General features: G+C 67.7%; 12 protein-coding genes and 1 pseudogene. 3 read left to right on the top strand and 10 right to left on the bottom strand.

The genetic code is table 11. From position 1 onward, the window contains the following. The first annotated feature begins 2 nt into the window (after positions 1-2). A complete protein-coding gene (locus tag U4Z64_RS31360) occupies positions 3-542 on the top strand; it encodes an L-2-amino-thiazoline-4-carboxylic acid hydrolase (protein WP_044843961.1) in 540 nt (179 codons plus the stop codon). Then, positions 535-1,791: a Zn-dependent hydrolase gene (locus tag U4Z64_RS31355; RefSeq protein WP_124488830.1), complete on the top strand. Its 1,257-nt coding sequence runs from the start codon at positions 535-537 to the stop codon at positions 1,789-1,791. Before U4Z64_RS31360 ends, U4Z64_RS31355 begins: the two co-directional genes overlap by 8 nt. 21 nt (positions 1,792-1,812) lie before the next feature. Here U4Z64_RS31355 and U4Z64_RS31350 read toward each other — a convergent pair whose 3' ends face one another. From U4Z64_RS31350 to U4Z64_RS31300, 10 genes are all read right to left on the bottom strand, one after another. Next, positions 1,813-2,649, bottom strand: coding sequence for a cytochrome c (locus U4Z64_RS31350; RefSeq protein WP_321821992.1), 837 nt, complete (start codon positions 2,647-2,649; stop codon positions 1,813-1,815). 280 nt (positions 2,650-2,929) lie between these two features. After that, complete coding sequence (locus U4Z64_RS31345; RefSeq protein ID WP_321822026.1) at positions 2,930-4,237, bottom strand: hypothetical protein; 1,308 nt, start codon at positions 4,235-4,237, stop codon at positions 2,930-2,932. After that, positions 4,237-6,060 (bottom strand): glutamine--fructose-6-phosphate transaminase (isomerizing), encoded by a 1,824-nt coding sequence (gene glmS / locus U4Z64_RS31340; RefSeq protein WP_321821991.1) that lies wholly within the window; start codon positions 6,058-6,060, stop codon positions 4,237-4,239. The genes U4Z64_RS31345 and glmS overlap by 1 nt, the downstream gene beginning before the upstream one ends. A gap of 124 nt (positions 6,061-6,184) precedes the next feature. Further along, positions 6,185-6,673 carry a hypothetical protein gene (locus U4Z64_RS31335; RefSeq protein ID WP_044843966.1) on the bottom strand — a complete coding sequence of 163 codons (489 nt, stop codon included), beginning with the start codon at positions 6,671-6,673 and terminating at the stop codon, positions 6,185-6,187. After that, positions 6,651-7,922, bottom strand: a complete 1,272-nt coding sequence (pgaC, locus tag U4Z64_RS31330; protein ID WP_044843967.1) for a poly-beta-1,6-N-acetyl-D-glucosamine synthase — start codon at positions 7,920-7,922, stop codon at positions 6,651-6,653. Before pgaC ends, U4Z64_RS31335 begins: the two co-directional genes overlap by 23 nt. Further along, the gene (pgaB, locus tag U4Z64_RS31325) at positions 7,919-10,012 is read right to left on the bottom strand and encodes a poly-beta-1,6-N-acetyl-D-glucosamine N-deacetylase PgaB (protein ID WP_321821990.1); all 2,094 of its coding nucleotides are present in this window, start codon (positions 10,010-10,012) and stop codon (positions 7,919-7,921) included. Before pgaB ends, pgaC begins: the two co-directional genes overlap by 4 nt. A 15-nt stretch (positions 10,013-10,027) precedes the next feature. Then, positions 10,028-13,036, bottom strand: coding sequence for a poly-beta-1,6 N-acetyl-D-glucosamine export porin PgaA (gene pgaA / locus U4Z64_RS31320; RefSeq protein ID WP_415750613.1), 3,009 nt, complete (start codon positions 13,034-13,036; stop codon positions 10,028-10,030). 104 nt (positions 13,037-13,140) lie between these two features. Further along, positions 13,141-13,899, bottom strand: a complete 759-nt coding sequence (locus U4Z64_RS31310; protein ID WP_321821988.1) for a hypothetical protein — start codon at positions 13,897-13,899, stop codon at positions 13,141-13,143. Positions 13,900-13,971: 72 nt separating this feature from the next. After that, entirely contained in the window at positions 13,972-14,400 is a 429-nt protein-coding gene (locus U4Z64_RS31305; RefSeq protein WP_044843971.1) for a hypothetical protein, read from the bottom strand. A gap of 690 nt (positions 14,401-15,090) precedes the next feature. Then, a complete protein-coding gene (locus U4Z64_RS31300) occupies positions 15,091-16,086 on the bottom strand; it encodes a LysR substrate-binding domain-containing protein (protein WP_321821987.1) in 996 nt (331 codons plus the stop codon). Between the two features lie 737 nt (positions 16,087-16,823). On the opposite strand from U4Z64_RS31300, the pseudogene U4Z64_RS37670 reads away from it, so the two are divergent. Beyond that, positions 16,824-17,006: pseudogene (locus U4Z64_RS37670) on the top strand (circularly permuted type 2 ATP-grasp protein); the annotation flags it as partial.

The raw sequence follows: 17,006 nt of genomic DNA, 5'->3' as shown, positions 1-17,006 counted from the left end.
CCATGACCGACACCACCCACGCATCCGCGGCGGCACCCGAGGACACGCGCCTCGGCATCCTCGCGCGGCGCCGCATCGAAGCGGAAATCATCAAGCCGATCTACGAGATCATGAAGCGCGAATTCGGCACCGAGCGCGCGCAGGCCGTGATCGCGGAGGCCGTGCGCGGCGCGGCCGTCGACGCGGGCCGCACGTTCGCCGCGCAGGAGCCCGACGGCACGAGCGTGCAGTCGTTCATCGCGCTGCAGGTGCTGTGGGAGAAGGACGATGCGCTCGACGTCGAGGTGCGCCGCGCGGACGACACGCACTACGACTACGACGTGCATCGCTGCAGCTACGCGGAGATGTATCACGCGATGGGGCTCGGCGAGATCGGCCACCTGCTGAGCTGCGCGCGCGACAGCTACTTCATCGAGGGTTACGACCCGCGCATCGCGCTGACGCGCACGAGCACGATCATGCAGGGCGGCAAGCGCTGCGATTTCCGCTATGCGCTGCAGGCGGCGCCGCGCGACGACACCCCGGAGGCCGGCAATGCGTGACGACCTCGCGACCGCACCGCGCGTCGACGGCGCGCGCCTGTGGGCATCGCTCGAACGCATGGCGCAGATCGGCGCGACGCCGAAGGGCGGCGTCTGCCGTCTCGCGCTGACCGACCTCGACCGCGAGTCGCGCGACCTGTTCGTGCAGTGGGCGCGCGATGCCGGTTGCACGGTGCGGGTGGACCGGATGGGCAACGTGTTCGCGCGCCGCGCGGGCCGCAATCCCGACGCCGCGCCGGTGATGACCGGCTCGCACGCCGATTCGCAGCCGACGGGCGGCCGTTACGACGGCATCTACGGCGTGCTCGGCGGCCTCGAGGTCGTGCGCGCGCTGAACGACGCGGGCATCGAGACCGAGCGCCCGATCGACGTCGTGATCTGGACCAACGAGGAAGGTTCGCGCTTCGCGCCGGCGATGATCTCGGCCGGCGTGTTCTCGGGCGTCTATTCGCTCGAATACGGGCTGTCGCGCACCGACGGCGCGGGCAGGACGATCGGCGAGGAGCTCGCGCGGATCGGCTACGCGGGCGCCGAACCCGTCGGCGGCTATCCGGTGCATGCCGCGTACGAACTGCATATCGAGCAGGGTGCGATTCTCGAACGCGCGGGCCGGACGATCGGCGTCGTGACGGCCGGGCAGGGGCAGCGCTGGTACGAGGTGACGCTCACGGGCGTCGACGCGCACGCGGGCACGACGCCGATGGAATTCCGGCGCGACACGCTGGTGGGTGCCGCGCGGATGATCGAATTCGTCGATGCGCTCGGCCGCCGCCATGCGCCGCACGCGCGCGCGACGGTCGGGATGATCGAGGCGCGGCCGAATTCGCGTAACACGGTGCCCGGCGGCTGTTTCTTCACGGTCGAGTTTCGCCATCCGGACGATGCGGTGCTCGACGAACTCGACGCGGCGCTGCGTGCGGAACTGGCGCGCGTCGCGGCCGACGCCGGGCTCGGCGCGCAGATCGAGCAGATCTTCACGTACCCGCCGGTGCCGTTCGCGCCGCGCTGCATCGACGCGGTGCGCGATGCGGCGCAGGCGCTCGGGCTGTCGCACATGGACATCGTGTCCGGCGCGGGCCACGACGCGTGCTACGTCGCGCGCGTCGCGCCGACCGGCATGATCTTCGTGCCGTGCGTCGACGGGCTGAGCCACAACGAAGCCGAGGCGATCACGCCGGAATGGTCGGCGGCGGGCGCCGACGTGCTGCTGCGTGCGGTGCTGCAAAGCGCGCAGGAACCGGGCGCGTGACGCGCACCTGACGGGCGCGGCTTACTTGCCGGCCTTGCGCCGCGCCATGTACGCGAGGTAGGCGACGATCTGGTCGAGTTCCCGGTCGCTCAACTGATCGGGCGGGAACGCCGGCATCGCGCGGCCCGGCCAGTCGCGCACCGATGCCGGGTTGCGGATGTAGCGGCGCAGCGCGGCGGGCTGGAAGTAGTCGACCGGATTCATCGGCGTGTTCAGGTCGGGGCCGGCCTGGCTGCTGCCCGCGCCGTCGACGCGGTGGCACGCGAGGCATTGCGTGACGAACAGCCGCTGGCCCGCCCGGGCCGCATCGTTCGCCGGCAACGCCGGATCGACGGCGAGCGACGGCCAGCGCGCGAGCGGCGACGATTCGATCGTGATGCGCACGATCTGATACGGCCACTGCTCGCCGCGCACCGACGACGCGTCCGGCCCGAGCCACACGAGATAGAACGGCCCCGCGCTGACCTGCTTGCCCGGCAGCTTCGGCCACGGGTGCGTGGGGTCCTCGATCGCGAGCCACGCGACGGCGCCGGCCGGCGCACGGCGGCGCGCGAGGTCCAGCGGCAGTTGCGCGGCGAAACCGTCGGCCGCGCGCGTTTCGAGCACGCCGTCCGCCGGCAGCGGCGTGTCGCCGAGCAGCGCGGCGAACGGTACCGCGCGGAACGTCATCGGCCGGCCGTACGCGATGTCGCGCGGCACGTGGATGTCCGCCGCGTCGGCGCGCGCGAGCAGCGCCTGGCGCGTCAGGACGCGAGGCGTGCCGTCGGTTTCGAGTTCGAGCGAGCCCTGGGCGGACGCGCGCGTCGCGATCAGGCACACCGTCACCAGCAACAGCGAAAACCACCGGCGCTTCAGCATTCGTTCTCCGTGGGGGCGTTCCGGCGGCGGCAGAAAGGCGAGCGCCGCGGCCGAGGGATGGAATCGGGCGACAGTCTATCCGGTACGGGCGGCGCTGGCGACTTCGGCGCGGGAGCGGGGGCGGCACGAGGAATCCGGCCCGGCTGCCGCTGCAAGTCCGACTACCGGGTGACGACCGGGTGCGGCCGATACGCGCGGGGGGATCGCACTGCGCGATTCGGGCAAAGGCGCGAACGCCCGGATCGAGCGCGTCGGGCCGGATCGACGTGCCGGGTTGCCGTCAATGCGTCGAACACTGCGCGTCGGCCTTCGGCAACGGCGTTTCCCGCGTCGTGTCGAAATCCGCTTCGCGTGCGCCGGACGGCGTCAGCGACACGAAATGCATCGTCCCGCCGGGTGCCGGGAACCCGGCGATGCCGGTCGAGCCCCACGGAATCGGCGAACGCTGCACGCCGCTCACCGACATGCCCGTCGGCGCAAGCGCGAGGGTCAGCAGCCGCCCGTCGCGGATCGGCACGTAGGCATGCGTGCCGTCGACACCGATCCCGGCCTCGCGCACCGACGCCGGCAGGCAGTCGAGCGTGGCCAGACGGCGGCCGTCCGGGTCGATCAGCATCGCGACGCCGCGATTGTCCGCCGTCGTCGTGACGACGACGAAGCGGTCGACCGCCGGCACATACGCGGACGAATAGACGTAGTACTGGATCGTGCCGTTCAGCGGCCCGAGCATGTCGAGTTTCGCCGTGACCGGATCGAACATCGCGTATTCGAGCGTCGCGTCCGTGCTGCCCTCGATGTATTTTTGCCAGACCAGCAGCGCGCGCCGCGGCGAACCCGCGACCACGGGCCACCATTCGCGGCGGTGCGGCGCGACCGGTACATGGTTCACCACGCGTCCTTCGGCATCGTAGGTTTTCACGTAGACGCCGTTGCCGGTGCCGAGGTTGTCGACGCCGCCGCCGTCGATCCAGTCGGCGGAATAGAACACGACGAAGCGTTCGCCCACCGCGGCGACGTGGCCCGAGTGGCCGCCTGCTTCGACGTCGTTCGGGTAGGGCTTGACCGGCTTCAGGTCGCGCCGATAGACGCCGTATCGCTGGCTGACCACCTGCGGCGTGTTCCAGCCGTCCTCGAACGTGACGAAGATGTCGCCGCGCGGGTTCTGCGCGATCGACACGGGCTCCTGCGCTTCCGGGCGGCTGATGAACGTATGGACGCGCAGCAAGCGCGGCTTGCCCGGCAGCCATTCGCCGACGTACACGTCATGCGGCCAGTCGCCGTTGCGCAGCGCGCCGCGCGGCACGATGCCCGAGCTGCTGAAGAACACCCAGCGCCGGCCGTCGCCGGCGTCGGCCACGCCGATCCCGTGCATGAAGCGCCGCGGGTCGCCGCGCTCCTGCGGCGACTGAGGTGACGCCGGCGCCTCCACGGTGACGGTGTGCACGACCGGCGCGCCGGCAAACGCGTGCGACGGCGCGGCGAACGCGCAGCACGCGCCGCAGAGCACGGTCGCGACGCGCCACGCGGCGGCGCGCCCGAACGCATGCGGGCGCGCGGTGGCGACTTGGGCCGCGACCGGCCGCCGCATCATTCGACGGTGACCGATTTCGCGAGATTGCGCGGCTTGTCGACGTCGGCGCCGCGCGCGCAGCCGACGTGATACGCGAGCAGCTGCAACGGGATCACGTTGACGATTGGCGACAGCGCGTCGCCCGATTCGCGCACGCGGATCAGGTGCGTGTCGCGGTCGGCGTCGATCTCGAGATGATGGCCGGCGAGCACGTACAGCCGTCCGCCGCGCGCGCGCACCTCGGCCATGTTGGACTTCAGCTTCTGGAACAGGCGGTCGTCCGGCGCGATCGTGACGACCGGCATCGCGCTCGTGACGAGCGCGAGCGGGCCATGCTTCAGTTCGCCGGCCGGATAGCCTTCCGCATGGATGTACGACACTTCCTTGAGCTTCAGCGCGCCTTCGAGCGCGATCGGATAGTGAATGCCGCGCCCGAGGAACAGCGCGTTCTCGGTGCGCGCGAACTTCGCGGCCCAGCCCATGATCTGCGTTTCCAGCGCGAGTGCGTGGCCGATGCGGTCCGGCAGTTCGTGCAGCCTCTTCAGGTGCGTCGCGACCTGCGCGGCGTCGAGCCGGCCGCGCTGCTGCGCGAGGGCGAGCGTCAGCAGGAACAGCGCGACGAGCTGGGTCGTGAACGCCTTGGTCGACGCGACGCCGAGCTCGATGCCGGCGCGTGTCAGGAAGCTGAGCGGCGCGCTGCGCGCGATCGAACTCGTTGCCACGTTGCAGATCGCCATCGACATGTCCTGGCCCATCGCGCGCGCGCGCTCGATCGCGCCGATCGTGTCGGCGGTCTCGCCGGACTGCGAAATGCCGACGACGAGCGTGCGCGGATCGGGCACGGTATCGCGATAGCGGTATTCGCTCGCGATCTCGACCTGCGCCGGGATGCCCGCGATGCCCTCGAGCCAGTATTTCGCGGTCAGGCCCGCGTAGTAGCTGGTGCCGCAGCCGAGCAGCAGCACGCTTCGGGTCTTCGACAGCAGCGCACGCGTGCTGTCGCTGCCGCCGAACAGCGCGGGCGAGACCGTGTCGATGCCGTCGATCGTGGCGGCGATCGCCTTCGGCTGTTCGAAGATCTCCTTCTGCATGAAGTGCTGGTACGGGCCGAGCGCGGCGTCGTCGTCGCGCGCCTTGACGAGGCACAGCGGACGCTGTGCTTCGCTCCCGACCGAGTCGACCACGGCGATCCGCTCCGGCGTGATCAGCGCGACGTCACCGTCTTCCAGGTAGACGAAACGGTCGGTCAGGTCGCCGAGTGCCGCGCAATCGGACGCGAGATAGTTCTGGTCCGCGCCGATGCCGATCACGAGCGGCGAGCCCGCGCGCGCGGCGACGAGCCGCTGCGGCTCGCGCGCGCTCAGCACGGCGATCGCGTACGCGCCGTGCAGCCGCTTGACCGCGCGAATCACCGCGTCGAACAGGTCGTCGCGATACATGCTGTGGATCAGGTGCGCGATCACTTCGGTGTCGGTCTCGCCGCGAAACGTATAGCCGCGCTCCCGCAGTTCGGCGCGCAGCGCATCGTGGTTTTCGATGATGCCGTTGTGCACGACCGCGATCGTGTCGCCCGACATGATCGGGTGCGCGTTCATTTCAGACGGTGCGCCGTGCGTCGCCCAGCGCGTGTGCGCAATGCACGTCTGCGCTTCGAGACCGAGCGTCAGCACGCGGTCCTGCAAGTCTGCCACGCGCCGCAACGTGCGTTCGCTGCGCAGGCAGCCGTCACGCAGCACGGCGATGCCGCACGAATCGTAGCCGCGATATTCGAGCCGGCTCAGTGCATTGACCAGTTGCGGGACCTGATTGTTCAGGCCGCTTGCTCCGACGATTCCGCACATGATTCACCTCGTCTACAGGAAGTTTTTCGGCCGGCGCGCGACGCGCGCCAGGACGATTTCAGGAGCGCCGTCGCGTCATGCGGCGTGCGTGGTGCGCAGTGCGTTGCGGCACGGCGCCGGTGACCTACTCGCGGGGCTGCGGTCCCGCATGCGCGATCCATTCGATGCCCGAGATCGAGCCGTTCGCGTCGTGCGACGCGACGAGAATGCGCGTCGTGCGCCGCGCGCCGCGCCGGCGGGCGCCCGCGAGCGCGGTCGGCGGCACCGAGCGCATCTTCACGCTGGCCGAGCGCCGCAGCATCTTCGACACGCGCAACCGGTACGCGAGCGGATGCACGACGCGTCCCGCGATCAGCCACGTGACGATCGTGCCGGCGATCAGCGCGATGCTCGTCACGTAGAACACGATCTGCTCGATCGGCATCTCGGCCTCGTTGAACGGCAGCAGGTAGCGGTACGTGTAGATGCAGATCGATGCCCATACTCCTCCGACCAGCGCGGGCCGCACGAGGCGGAACCATGCGACGAGCACGGGCCCGACGACGACGCCGCGCTCGGCGATCATTTCGCGCGGCGCGCGCAGGGAAAGGTCAATAATCGGCGCGTTCTTCATGTTGAATGCCTCGGTCGGGACTGACCCAGACGGCGCGCTTGCCGCGGCCCCGCAGTACGACGGCGGGCAGGGCGACGACGGTGGTGATCATGCTGATCAGCCAGAACGCGACGGGGTACCAGACGGTGTCAAGGAAATACATCAGGAGTTTTTCGTCGTAACGACGATCGATCATGCTGCCGATGATCAGCTGCAGGATGCAGGTCGCGACCAGCAGCATCCCGTGCCAGTGCGGCACCACGGACACATGCCAGTCGGGCGGAAGCGGGTAGACGACGTCGACGAGCGCGAGCAGCAGGATGAACGACATCGAGTAGGCCCACGTGATGCCGATCAGGTACTCGACGAACAGCGGCCACATCATCATCTGGGTCGGCCGCGCGAGCGTGCCCGCGTACTTGATCAGCACCTGGATGCCGCCTTTCGCCCAGCGCAATCGCTGCCGGTAGAGACCCTTCAGCGTCTCGGGCATCAGGATCCAGCTGAGCGCGTGCGGCTCGTACACGACGCGCCAGTCGCGGCACTGCAGCTTCCAGCTGATGTCGATGTCCTCGGTCAGCATGTCCGAGCTCCAGTAGCCGACGTCGGCAAGCGCGGTCTTGCGGAACATCGTGATCACGCCCGACACCGTGAAGATGCGGCCGTACACCTGCTGCGTGCGCTTGATCAGGCCGACGATCGACGAGAATTCGCCGACCTGCATGCGTCCCAGCAGCGACGTGCGCGTGCGGATGCGCGGGTTGCCGGTGACCGCGCCGACGCCCGGGTCGGTCAGGAAGTGCTCGAGCATCCAGCCGATCGCGTCATGCGCGAGCAGCGCATCGCCATCGATGCAGAGCAGGTATTCCGCGTTCGATACCGCCGCCGCGGTGGTGAGCCCGACCGCCTTGCCTTCGTTGCGCGCGTGATGGATGACGAGCAGCCGCGGGATCTCGACGGCCAGCTCGTTGAGGATGTCGCCCGTGCGGTCCCGGCTGCCGTCGTTGACCGCGATGATGTCGTAGTTCGGGTAGTCCATCGCGTTGAGGTGGCGGATCACGCTGCGCGCGTTGGCGGCCTCGTTGAAGCACGGCACGACGATCGAGATCTTCGGGATGCCGCTCGCGGCGATCGTGCGCGTCGACAGCTCGCGGCCTTCCTCGAGCAGGAAATAATGGACGACGCCGCCGATCATCCACAGATACGACATGAAGAACGGATAGTAGAAGACGAAGTCCTGCAGGCGCTGGATGATGCCGTGGGTGGTCATGGCGTCTTGGTCCCCTGTGCATGCTGCATCTGCATCAGCGCGTTGATGGAGGTCGGATCGAGGCGCGACTTCAGCGACATCACGTCGCGCATCGCGTCGAGTTCCGGCTGGCCGTTCAGGAAGTTGTCCGGGTAGTAGCCGAAATTCACGGCGCCCTCGCTGCGCAGTCGTCGCATCTGCGCAAGCAGCGTGCCGGCCGGCACCTGCTTCTGCGCGCGCCAGTCGTACGACTGCAGTTCGAACACGGTACGCTGCAGCCCGCGCTGCTTGGCGCGGACGGCCCGCACGAGCTGGTCCAGCCAGCCCTCGGGATCCTTCGCCTGCTCCATGTACGGCATCGCCATCAGCGCGACGTAGTCGTAGGCGGCGAGGAAATCGTCGTAGTTCTGCGCGTACCACGCTTCCGATTCGGGCTTGAGCACCGGCAGCGCGTAGATGTTGCGCGCGGTCAGCACGTCGCCCACGTTCTGATGGGCCAGCACGATCTGTTCGAGCTGGCGGGTCAGGTCGATCAGGTAGCGCGACTTCTGGCGCGTCCAGCGTTTCAACAGGTCGGGGTTTTCGCGGATCTTGCCGACGTCGGCCGGCAGCCCCCACTGCGAATAGGTGCGCAGCGCATGCCGGCCCGCATCCTCGTAGTCGTCGAGCACGGCGTCGTCGCTGAACAGGATGCCGCTGAACGACGCGTGCTTGCTGAGATCCTCGTAGATCTGCTGGATCATCAGCCGCGCCTCCGGATCGAACGGGCTCAGCCGGAACACGCGCGTGCCGTTTTCGCGGGCCGGCGCGCCGCCGAATGCGCTGACGGCCTCGAGCCCGCGTTGCTTGTCCGGCGGCGGCCGGAACGCGAGCACCGGCATCCACGCGTACACCTGCACGTTGGAGCGCGTGTTGAGCTGCCACGCGGCGCGCGAGAACAGGTCGGCGCGCATCGGCAGGTGCCGGTTCGGGAAATACACCGCTTCGGCCACGCCCGTGCCTTTCGGATCGGCATACGCCTGCAGGTATACCGATTTCGGCTGCATCCGGTAGATGCGTTCGATCAGCTTGCCGAGATTCGCTTCCTGCCGCGCGGGATCAGGATCGTAGACCTGGTCGAGATCGACCTGCACGGTGCGCTCGGGCACGTCGACGTCGCCGCGGTTGGAGGCCGGCTCGCGCATCGAGCGTTCGAACCCGCCGATGTCGACGTCGTACATCATCAGGATCCGTCTCAGCCGGTCCAGCGGCACGTCCGGCGTATTCGGGCCGGCATCGAGGCTGAACTGGATGTCCATGCCGAGCGACGTCGATATCTGGCGCACGGGCTGGTTTTCCGCGCCGTATGGCCACACCATCGAGCGTGCAACGAGGCCTGTGTGTTCGCGGATCTGCCGCACGCACGTCTGCAGGTCGTCGTGCACGCGTGCGTGGAATTCGGCGTCGGTTTCATAGCGTTTGAGGTCTTGCAGGTAGAGGTGCGACGTGGTCGCCGGCAACTCGTTGCCTTGCGGATTCGCGATCGCGCCGTGATGGAGGTTGTGGGTATGGCAGCCGAGCTCGACGAGGTCCGACTGGCCGAGCTTCTTCACCTCGTCCCACGACAGGAAGTAGTCGCGCGGCACCTGGACCTTGTCGCTGATGCGGATCGGCACATTCGGCGGTGCATCGATCCACGCGGTGACGATGCCCATCACGGCCGGATACTTGAAGCGCTCGAGCAGCGGCAGCACTTTCGTGTAGTGGCTGCGAAAGCCGTCGTCGAACGTGAGCAGCACGGCGCGCGGCGGCAGCGGCTTGCCGCCGTGCCGGGACGCCTCGATCTGCTTGACCGTGATGGTGTGGTAGTTGTTGGTCTGCAGCCACGAGAAGATCGCGGTCAGCGTGCCGGTATCGACCGCGAACGGATCGACCAGCGCCGACGGGGGCTTGAACGACTCCATCAGGTTGTCGCGCACGTCATGCAGGCAGATGACGCGAAACGTCTTGCCGTCGGCCGGATCGGATGGCGGCAGCAGGTCGATCATCTTGGCGTTCGTCACGCCCGGGAACAGCGAACAGGCGGTGAACGTGCCGAGGCATCCGCACATGAAGGTCCGTCTGGTTTGCATTGCGCGATCTCCTTGCTAGAACGGCAGGTTGAGCGACAGGAAGCCGGTTTCGGAGCGCTCGCGCTGGCCGTCGTACGCGTGGCTGCTGACCTCGACGCCATAGCTCAGCGTGATGTCGTGCTTGAACGTCCACGCGTGCTCGAGACGCGCGCTCCACAGCGGGCTGCTGCCGAAGCCGCGCTCGTTGTACACGCCGCCCGACGCCGAGACGCGCTGCTGCAGCGACATGTCGCCCTTCTTCCACAGCGTCAGCTGGTGCATGACGGTCGCCGCGGCCGCATAGTCGCGGCGCGGACTGAAGTAGGGCGCGTCGTTGCGCGTGTTGCTGTCGGTGCCGAGTTCCAGCGAGACGTTGACGAGCTGTTTGGCGGACGTGTACACACGCTGCGTGGCGGTTGCCGCGATTTCCTGGTGCAGGTTCGAATCGCTGTAGCGGCTCACGCCGTAGCTCAGCTTGACCTCGCGGCGGTCGTTCTGGCGATACACGACCGACGCGTTCGCGGAGCGGCCCCAGATATGCGCGGCATACGCTTTCCACGGCAGCGAGTTGTCGTTGCTGTCGAGGCCGGCGCTGACCGTCCAGTAGTCGTTCAGCGCGTACGCGATCGACCCGCGGCCGCCGGTTCGGCCGTCCGAGCCGAACGAGCGCGTGACTTCGCCCTGCACGGTGAGCGGCCCGTGCCGGTAGTCGCCGCCGACGCCCGTGCGCGTGCGGCTGACGCTGCCGGAATCGGTTTGCGCGTGGCCGAAGAACGTATGCGAGAAGACGCGCCAGTTGTCGCCGAACGGTTGCGAATACACATAGCTGTCCGACGTGAAGCTGTTGTCGGCCAGTGCGCTGTTGCCGTGCTCGAAGCTCAGGTCGGTCGTGAACACGGGGCTGCGGTATGCCTTGTAGTCGCGCTTGAAGCTGCGCACGGCGCCGCTGTCCGGGAACGTGTTGTCGAGGGTCTGGTCGACGTTCTTCGCGGTTGCGTAGTCGTCTGCCGTCAGCGCCGCGCGGCCGAGGCCGGCGAGCATCTCGACGCTGTCCGGGTGGTCGGTCAGCGATGCGCGATACATCGCGATCGCCTGGCGGGGATGCGACTGGCCGGATACCGCGTCGGCATGCGCGGCACGGACCTCCGCGTTGAACGGCACCTCCTTCTCGAGCTGTTCCAGTGCGGCGATCCCCTCGTCGGTGTGACCCGTGAAGATCAGGTATTGCGCGCGCAGCCGGTAGTAGCGCAGATAGTCGCTTTCCTCCGGACCGACGTTGCGCACTTCGTTGACCGGCGGCAGGGACTTGCCCATGTCGTCGAGCACCTGCTTCGCGTCCGCCGCGCGTGCCTGGTCGACATACGACCAGAACAGCCCTTCGCGAAGTTCGATCGGACGCGTGCGTGCGCCGTACTGGAAGCCGCGGGTCGCACGGTCCGTAGGCGACGCGGTCGCCTGGTTCAGCGCACGCTGGTACACGCCGTTCGCCTTGGCCGGTTCGCTCAGGTACAGGTAGGCGTCGCCAACCGCCGCCAGCGCGTCGATCGAGATCTCCGCATTGGACGGGATCGTCTCGAACGTCGCGACGGCCGGCTTCATGTCGCCGCGTGCCGCGAGGGCGACCGTGCGGTCGCCCGCGAGCGCCGTCCTGACCGGCGCATAGTCGGGCGTGGCCGGCATCCGCTTGTCGAGGTCGTCGGCCGCGCGCAGCGCGTTGTCGATCCCGTCGAAGCGGTCCGGACTCGTCATCGAGCGCGACTTGTCGCGTCCGCCGCGCACCTGCTGGCGTATCGACAGCTCTTCCAGTTGCGCGACGTCGACGGCCGAGAACGCATCGGGCCGTGCCTTCGCTTCCTCGAGCGCCTGGATCGCGCCGCCGCTCGCCGCGAGGCCGAACACGTCGTTGCGCACGGTCGCGACATCGGCGGTACGGAGATTCGGTATCTGGGCATTCGGTGTCTGGACGTCGGGGCCTTGCGATCGCTGGATCGATTCGCCGGGTAGCTGGGCGCCGGGCGTCTGCGAATTCGGTGCCTGCGAGGACGGCGGCTGAGCGCCGGGCGTCTGGGTCACCGGCGCAGGCGAGGTCGGCATGGGGGTGCCGGATGCCTGCGCGGTTTGCGTCGGTGTCGTCGCTGTCGTCGCAGCATTCGGCGATGCGGCGGCAGCGGCCGGTGCGGGCCGGGTCGGCGCGTCCGATGCATGCGCGACCGGAGCCGATGTGTTCGGCGGCGCGGTGTCGGGTGCCTGGGCAAGCGGGATTGAAGCATCCGACGATTGCGCAGCCGGAGCCGATGTATTCGGCGGCGCGGTGTCGGGCGCCTGGGTAAGCGGCATTGGAGCATCCGACGATTGCGCGGCTGGAGCCGATGTGTTCGGCGGCACGGTGTCGGGCGCCTGGGCAAGCGGCATTGGAGCGTCCGACGATTGCGCAGCCGGAGCCGATGTATTCGGCGGCGCGGTGCCGGGTGCCTGGGCAAGCGGGATTGAAGCATCCGACGATTGCGCGGCCGGAGCCGAAGTGTTCGGCGGCACGGTGTCGGGTGCCTGGGCAAGCTGGATTGACGCGTCCGACGATTGCGCGGCTGGCGCTGACGTATTCGGCGACGCGATGTCGGGCGCCTGGGCAAGCTGCTGCGCCTGCGCATCCGACGATCGCGCGTCCGGCGCCGGTTCACTCGGCTGCGCCGCGTCCGGCTCCACCACGACCGTGGTCGGCATCGCCTGCGGCTGCGGGTTCGACGCCTGCGCGATCTGCATCGATGCGTCCGATGCCTGCGCGATCGGCGTCGGCGCATGCGGGGGCAGGGCGTCCGGGCCCTGGGCGAGCCGCATCGACGCCTCCGTCGGCTGCATGCCGGGCGGCAGCGCATCCGGCGCGCCGTGGGTCCCTGCGACTTCCCTCGCGCTGCCCGGTTCCGCGTCGCCTTCGGCGGCAAGACAGGAGCCGGACGCGATGAGCAGCAACAGCAAGGGCGCGTGCAGGAGGATCCGCCGGTTGGGCGGAGCGACGGTGGTGCATTGTTGTTGACGATTGTTAGCCACGATGTCTCCTCACTCTGAAACGATCACATCGGTTGCACGCCCGACGACGCGCGTCGCCGGTCGTCGTGCTGCCGGGCAGTGAGGCCCGGCAGCGTCCGGCCGCTTCACAGGCGGTTGCGGATCGCTTGTCCAAGCAGCGCGCGCGATTCGCTGTTCTTCGGGTCGATGGCGAGGGCCCGGCTCGCGTTGTGCTCGACGCAGGTCCATTCGTCGATGCGTGCGCACCAGCGCGCCCTGGCGAGGGCGCGGGCGCCTTCCATCTCGTCGCGCGTGACGCTGGTGGTCTGCATGTGCGTCGTATCGGCGATATCCGATTGCGGTTGCCGTGTCGGCGTGGGCTCGGGGTGTTGTCTCGTGCGTGCCAGCGCCTGCGAACGCGACGTCCGGTGCGTGTCAGCGGGGCGTGCCGCGCGAGCGCTGGCCGATGCGGCGTGTGCGCTGGCCGCGAGCGTCGTGGTCGGCACATGCGCGGGGCGCGTGTGTTTCGCGGCGGAGCGGGCGGTCGGTGGTGGCGGCACGGCCGGGGCGGTCGCGGCCGACCCGGCAGGCATTGCCGACGCAAACGGCGTACCCGGTACGGAAGGCGTCACCGGCTCGGCCTGCGCGGCCGTCGACGCCGCGCGGGAGGCGTCGGCCGTCGCGGCCACGATGGCCTGGCGATACTTCCCGACGGTGGTGCCGATCAGGCCGGCGATGTCGTGCGTCACGGTGGCATGGCTGCCCCCCACGTCTCGCTCGACGTAGGCGAAGGCGCCGAAGATCGCGGCAAATGCAACGATGCTGAGCGCCGCATTCTTTCCCGGTCCCCAGGAGGGCTTCGGCTGACGGACGGGCGCGCCGTCCGGTCGCTCTGCACGAGTCATTCGATTCTCCTGTCGATGGATTGCAGTGCATGACGCGGGTGCGCGCCCTCGGCGCGCGGATTCGACTGACGTTCACCACCGCAACTGCGTGGTGAGTGCGCCGGTTTCGACCACCGCGAACTGGGTCGCTCCCTGATAGGTCCCCTCGACCCGGTAACTTGCATCGGGCACGCTGAACAGACAGCGCGAACCCGTCGCGTTGAATTCGACGAGGACGCGTCCATGCCGTCGCAGCCGAACCTGCACGTTCGACAGCGGTTGCCCGGTGGCGCCCGATACGAACGACACACCGAGGTTGTACGGCCGGCCATCGGGGGGAAGCGGCGCCGTACCGTCGATTCGCGCGTCGCCGCAGACGTACGAAATCACGTATCGCCCGGAGCCGGTATCGGACGAGGGTGTCGGGGCCTGGTTCGGAGTTTGGGCCGCGGCATGAATGCAGAGCGCGGATACGACAATGCCGAGGAGCCGGCGACCATGCTGTTCAAACGAGGAAGACATTGCAACCTCCATCCGGAATCGCTGGCAATGCACTTATTCCGATTTGAAAATTAGCGACGCTATTTCGTTTTGCGACAACGCTATTGATACACGATGGGTTTCGAACAAACAATCATGTGTGGCCCGAATGGGACAAGCTTTAAATGTCTTATTTAAATAGGATTGGCAATAATTCGACGAAATGGATCAGCTCTGAACAAAGGCGATATTGCCGAATATGAAATTTGCTCATCGGTAACGATGGCCATTTTGCAAATTTCCGACGTAAGTGGTACCGACGTTTGTACCGAAAAGTAACGACTGATAAAAGGAAGACTTTCCTCTTTCATCGAAGCATTACGGTGAATTTCGGAGTGCAGGTCAGGGAATCGAAAGAGGGGATATGGCCTTATCGATGAAAAATGCCATTGCATGAAAAGAGAAACTTTTAATTTGTTCTGTAACAGGTTATTTCTGTCGTATGAATCGGAAATTTATTCGGGGTCGATGTTTTCGATGTAAATTAAATGCGATTCGTCTCGCAAACGTTTGCCTGTTTTTACGGGTTCAATCGAGGTACGGAACGCATATCGAAGACGGAGCAGGAGCGGAAAATGCTCAGCGATTGCGCACGTCGAATAACCGCGCGCCGGGCGGATTGCATCCGCGCGGCGCGCTGGCGAGTCGGGTGACGAGGGACGGTGAAGGGCGCTACCGGCTGCCGCCGGCGCTGCGGCGCGCGATGCGCATGGCCGGCGCGATCGACTCCTCGGCCGCGCGCGCGCCGTCGGCCGCGGTGCGCGGCCGGTTCATGATGTAGGTCCACAGCTGCTCGGCCGCGAGCCCGCGCTTGCGCGCCGACCGGTACAGGCGGATCTCGAGTTCGGTGATCCACTCCGCCGAGCCCGCGCGGACGAGCGAGCCCTCCGCGAGTTCCTTCGCCACGCAGCTTTCGGGCAGCCAGCCGATCCCGTGCCCGGCCACGACCATCCCCTTCAGCGCCTCGGACATGTGCGTCTCGAAGCATCGGTGCAGCGCGTACGGTTCGGCCGCGTTCAGCAGCAGCATCTCGACCACGTTCCCGAGGAACGCGCCCGACGAATACGCGAGCAGCGGCAGCGGCGCGTCCGGCGTGCCCGGCAGTTCGAATACCGGTTTGCCGCGCGCGTCGGGCGTCGACACCGGCAGGATCCGTTCGACGCCGAGCGTGACGAACGGGAAGTGGTTCGGGTCGAGCACGATCGGCAGTTGCGGATGGTGATAGCCGAGCAGCAGGTCGCATTCACCTTCGACGAGCTGCTGCACGCCTTCGGGCACGTTCACCGCGTTGACGCGCGCGGTCACGTGGCCGACTTCGCCGTTCAGCTGCTTGAGCCATTCGGGGAACAGCGTGAACACGAGCGTATGCGCGACCGCGAAGCGCACCACCTGGTCGCTTGCCGCGAACTGGTCATAGCCGTTCACGAGGTTGCGTGCCGCATACATGCTGCGCAGGATGTCCGCGGCCAGCCCGCGGAACATCTGTCCGGCCGGCGTCAGCGCGATCGGGTTGATGCTGCGGTCGACCAGCTTCGCGTCCATCCACGTTTCGAGCGCGGCGATGCGCCGGCTGAACGCCGACTGCGTGAGGTGCCGATGACGCGCGGCCCGGGAAAAGCTCTTGGTATCCGCAAGGCTCAGGAAATCTTCCAGCCACTTTGCTTCCATGTTGATCTTCGCTGTTTATAGTCGGCGCCGGGAGGAGCGGCACCATTTCACTGAACCGGTTTGGTAGCGTACCGCGCCTCGCGCATGGGGGCCGATGTTTTTTTTCGATCGGTGTCAGTCGAAATATGCATGGGCGTTGTCGGCGGGATTACGGCTGCATAAGTTCGAGGTGCCGGACCCGGCTAACCGGTTAGTTCACCGCGTCGAACTGCCCGACCCGCCGCAGACGGTACTTCCCCCAGGGCCGGCCTCGTGCCGGCCCGCCTTTCCGCCATTCCGCCCGGTAACCGAAGGATGCGGCGCCATTCCCGTCCGCGGTGCAGGACGGGCCGCCGCGACGGGCCGCCGCGGCCGCGGCGCGGTTCGCTGCGATGCGGCAAGACCGGCCGAGGAGGTGGCGGGACGCGGCCGAGTGCACGGCGGCGGGAAGCCGCGCCGGTACGGGCTCGGAGCTGCTGCCGGCGGGCAGCGCGGCAACGGGCAGGCGTGCGGGCAGGGGAAGTATTGGTGCAGTGCAGCTTGCACAGTCGTGACACGCAGGGGAACTATGTTTCACAGACGCGGCGCAGCAGCGGCCGTGCACGGGCACGGCACGCCGCTGGCGCGTCCCGCGCCGTGCGTCGCACCATCATGGTGCGGCATGCTGCGGGGGCGTGCCGGCCGCGCGACAAAAAGGGGGACCTGAGGGGTTATCGCAAGGCACGTTCCTTGCAAGGCAGTTAGTACGCCGGTCCGGCATGCGCAATGCCGGGGAAAACGATCGATGGAGAAAAAGATCGATGAAGCCATTCGATGAAATGCTGCAATCCGGCGATATGGTGAGGGCGCCTTACGCGCGCCTCAAGCAGTGGCTCGACACGCAGAACCCTGCAAGCCTCGCCCAGAAGGCCCACGACGCGGAAGGCGTGTTCCGCAGGACG

This window comes from Burkholderia sp. BCC1996, assembly GCF_905339955.1.
Classification (GTDB): Bacteria; Pseudomonadota; Gammaproteobacteria; order Burkholderiales; family Burkholderiaceae; genus Burkholderia.
The sequence above is the reverse complement of the archived record's forward strand: the minus strand, read 5'-3'. Positions and strand labels throughout refer to the sequence as shown.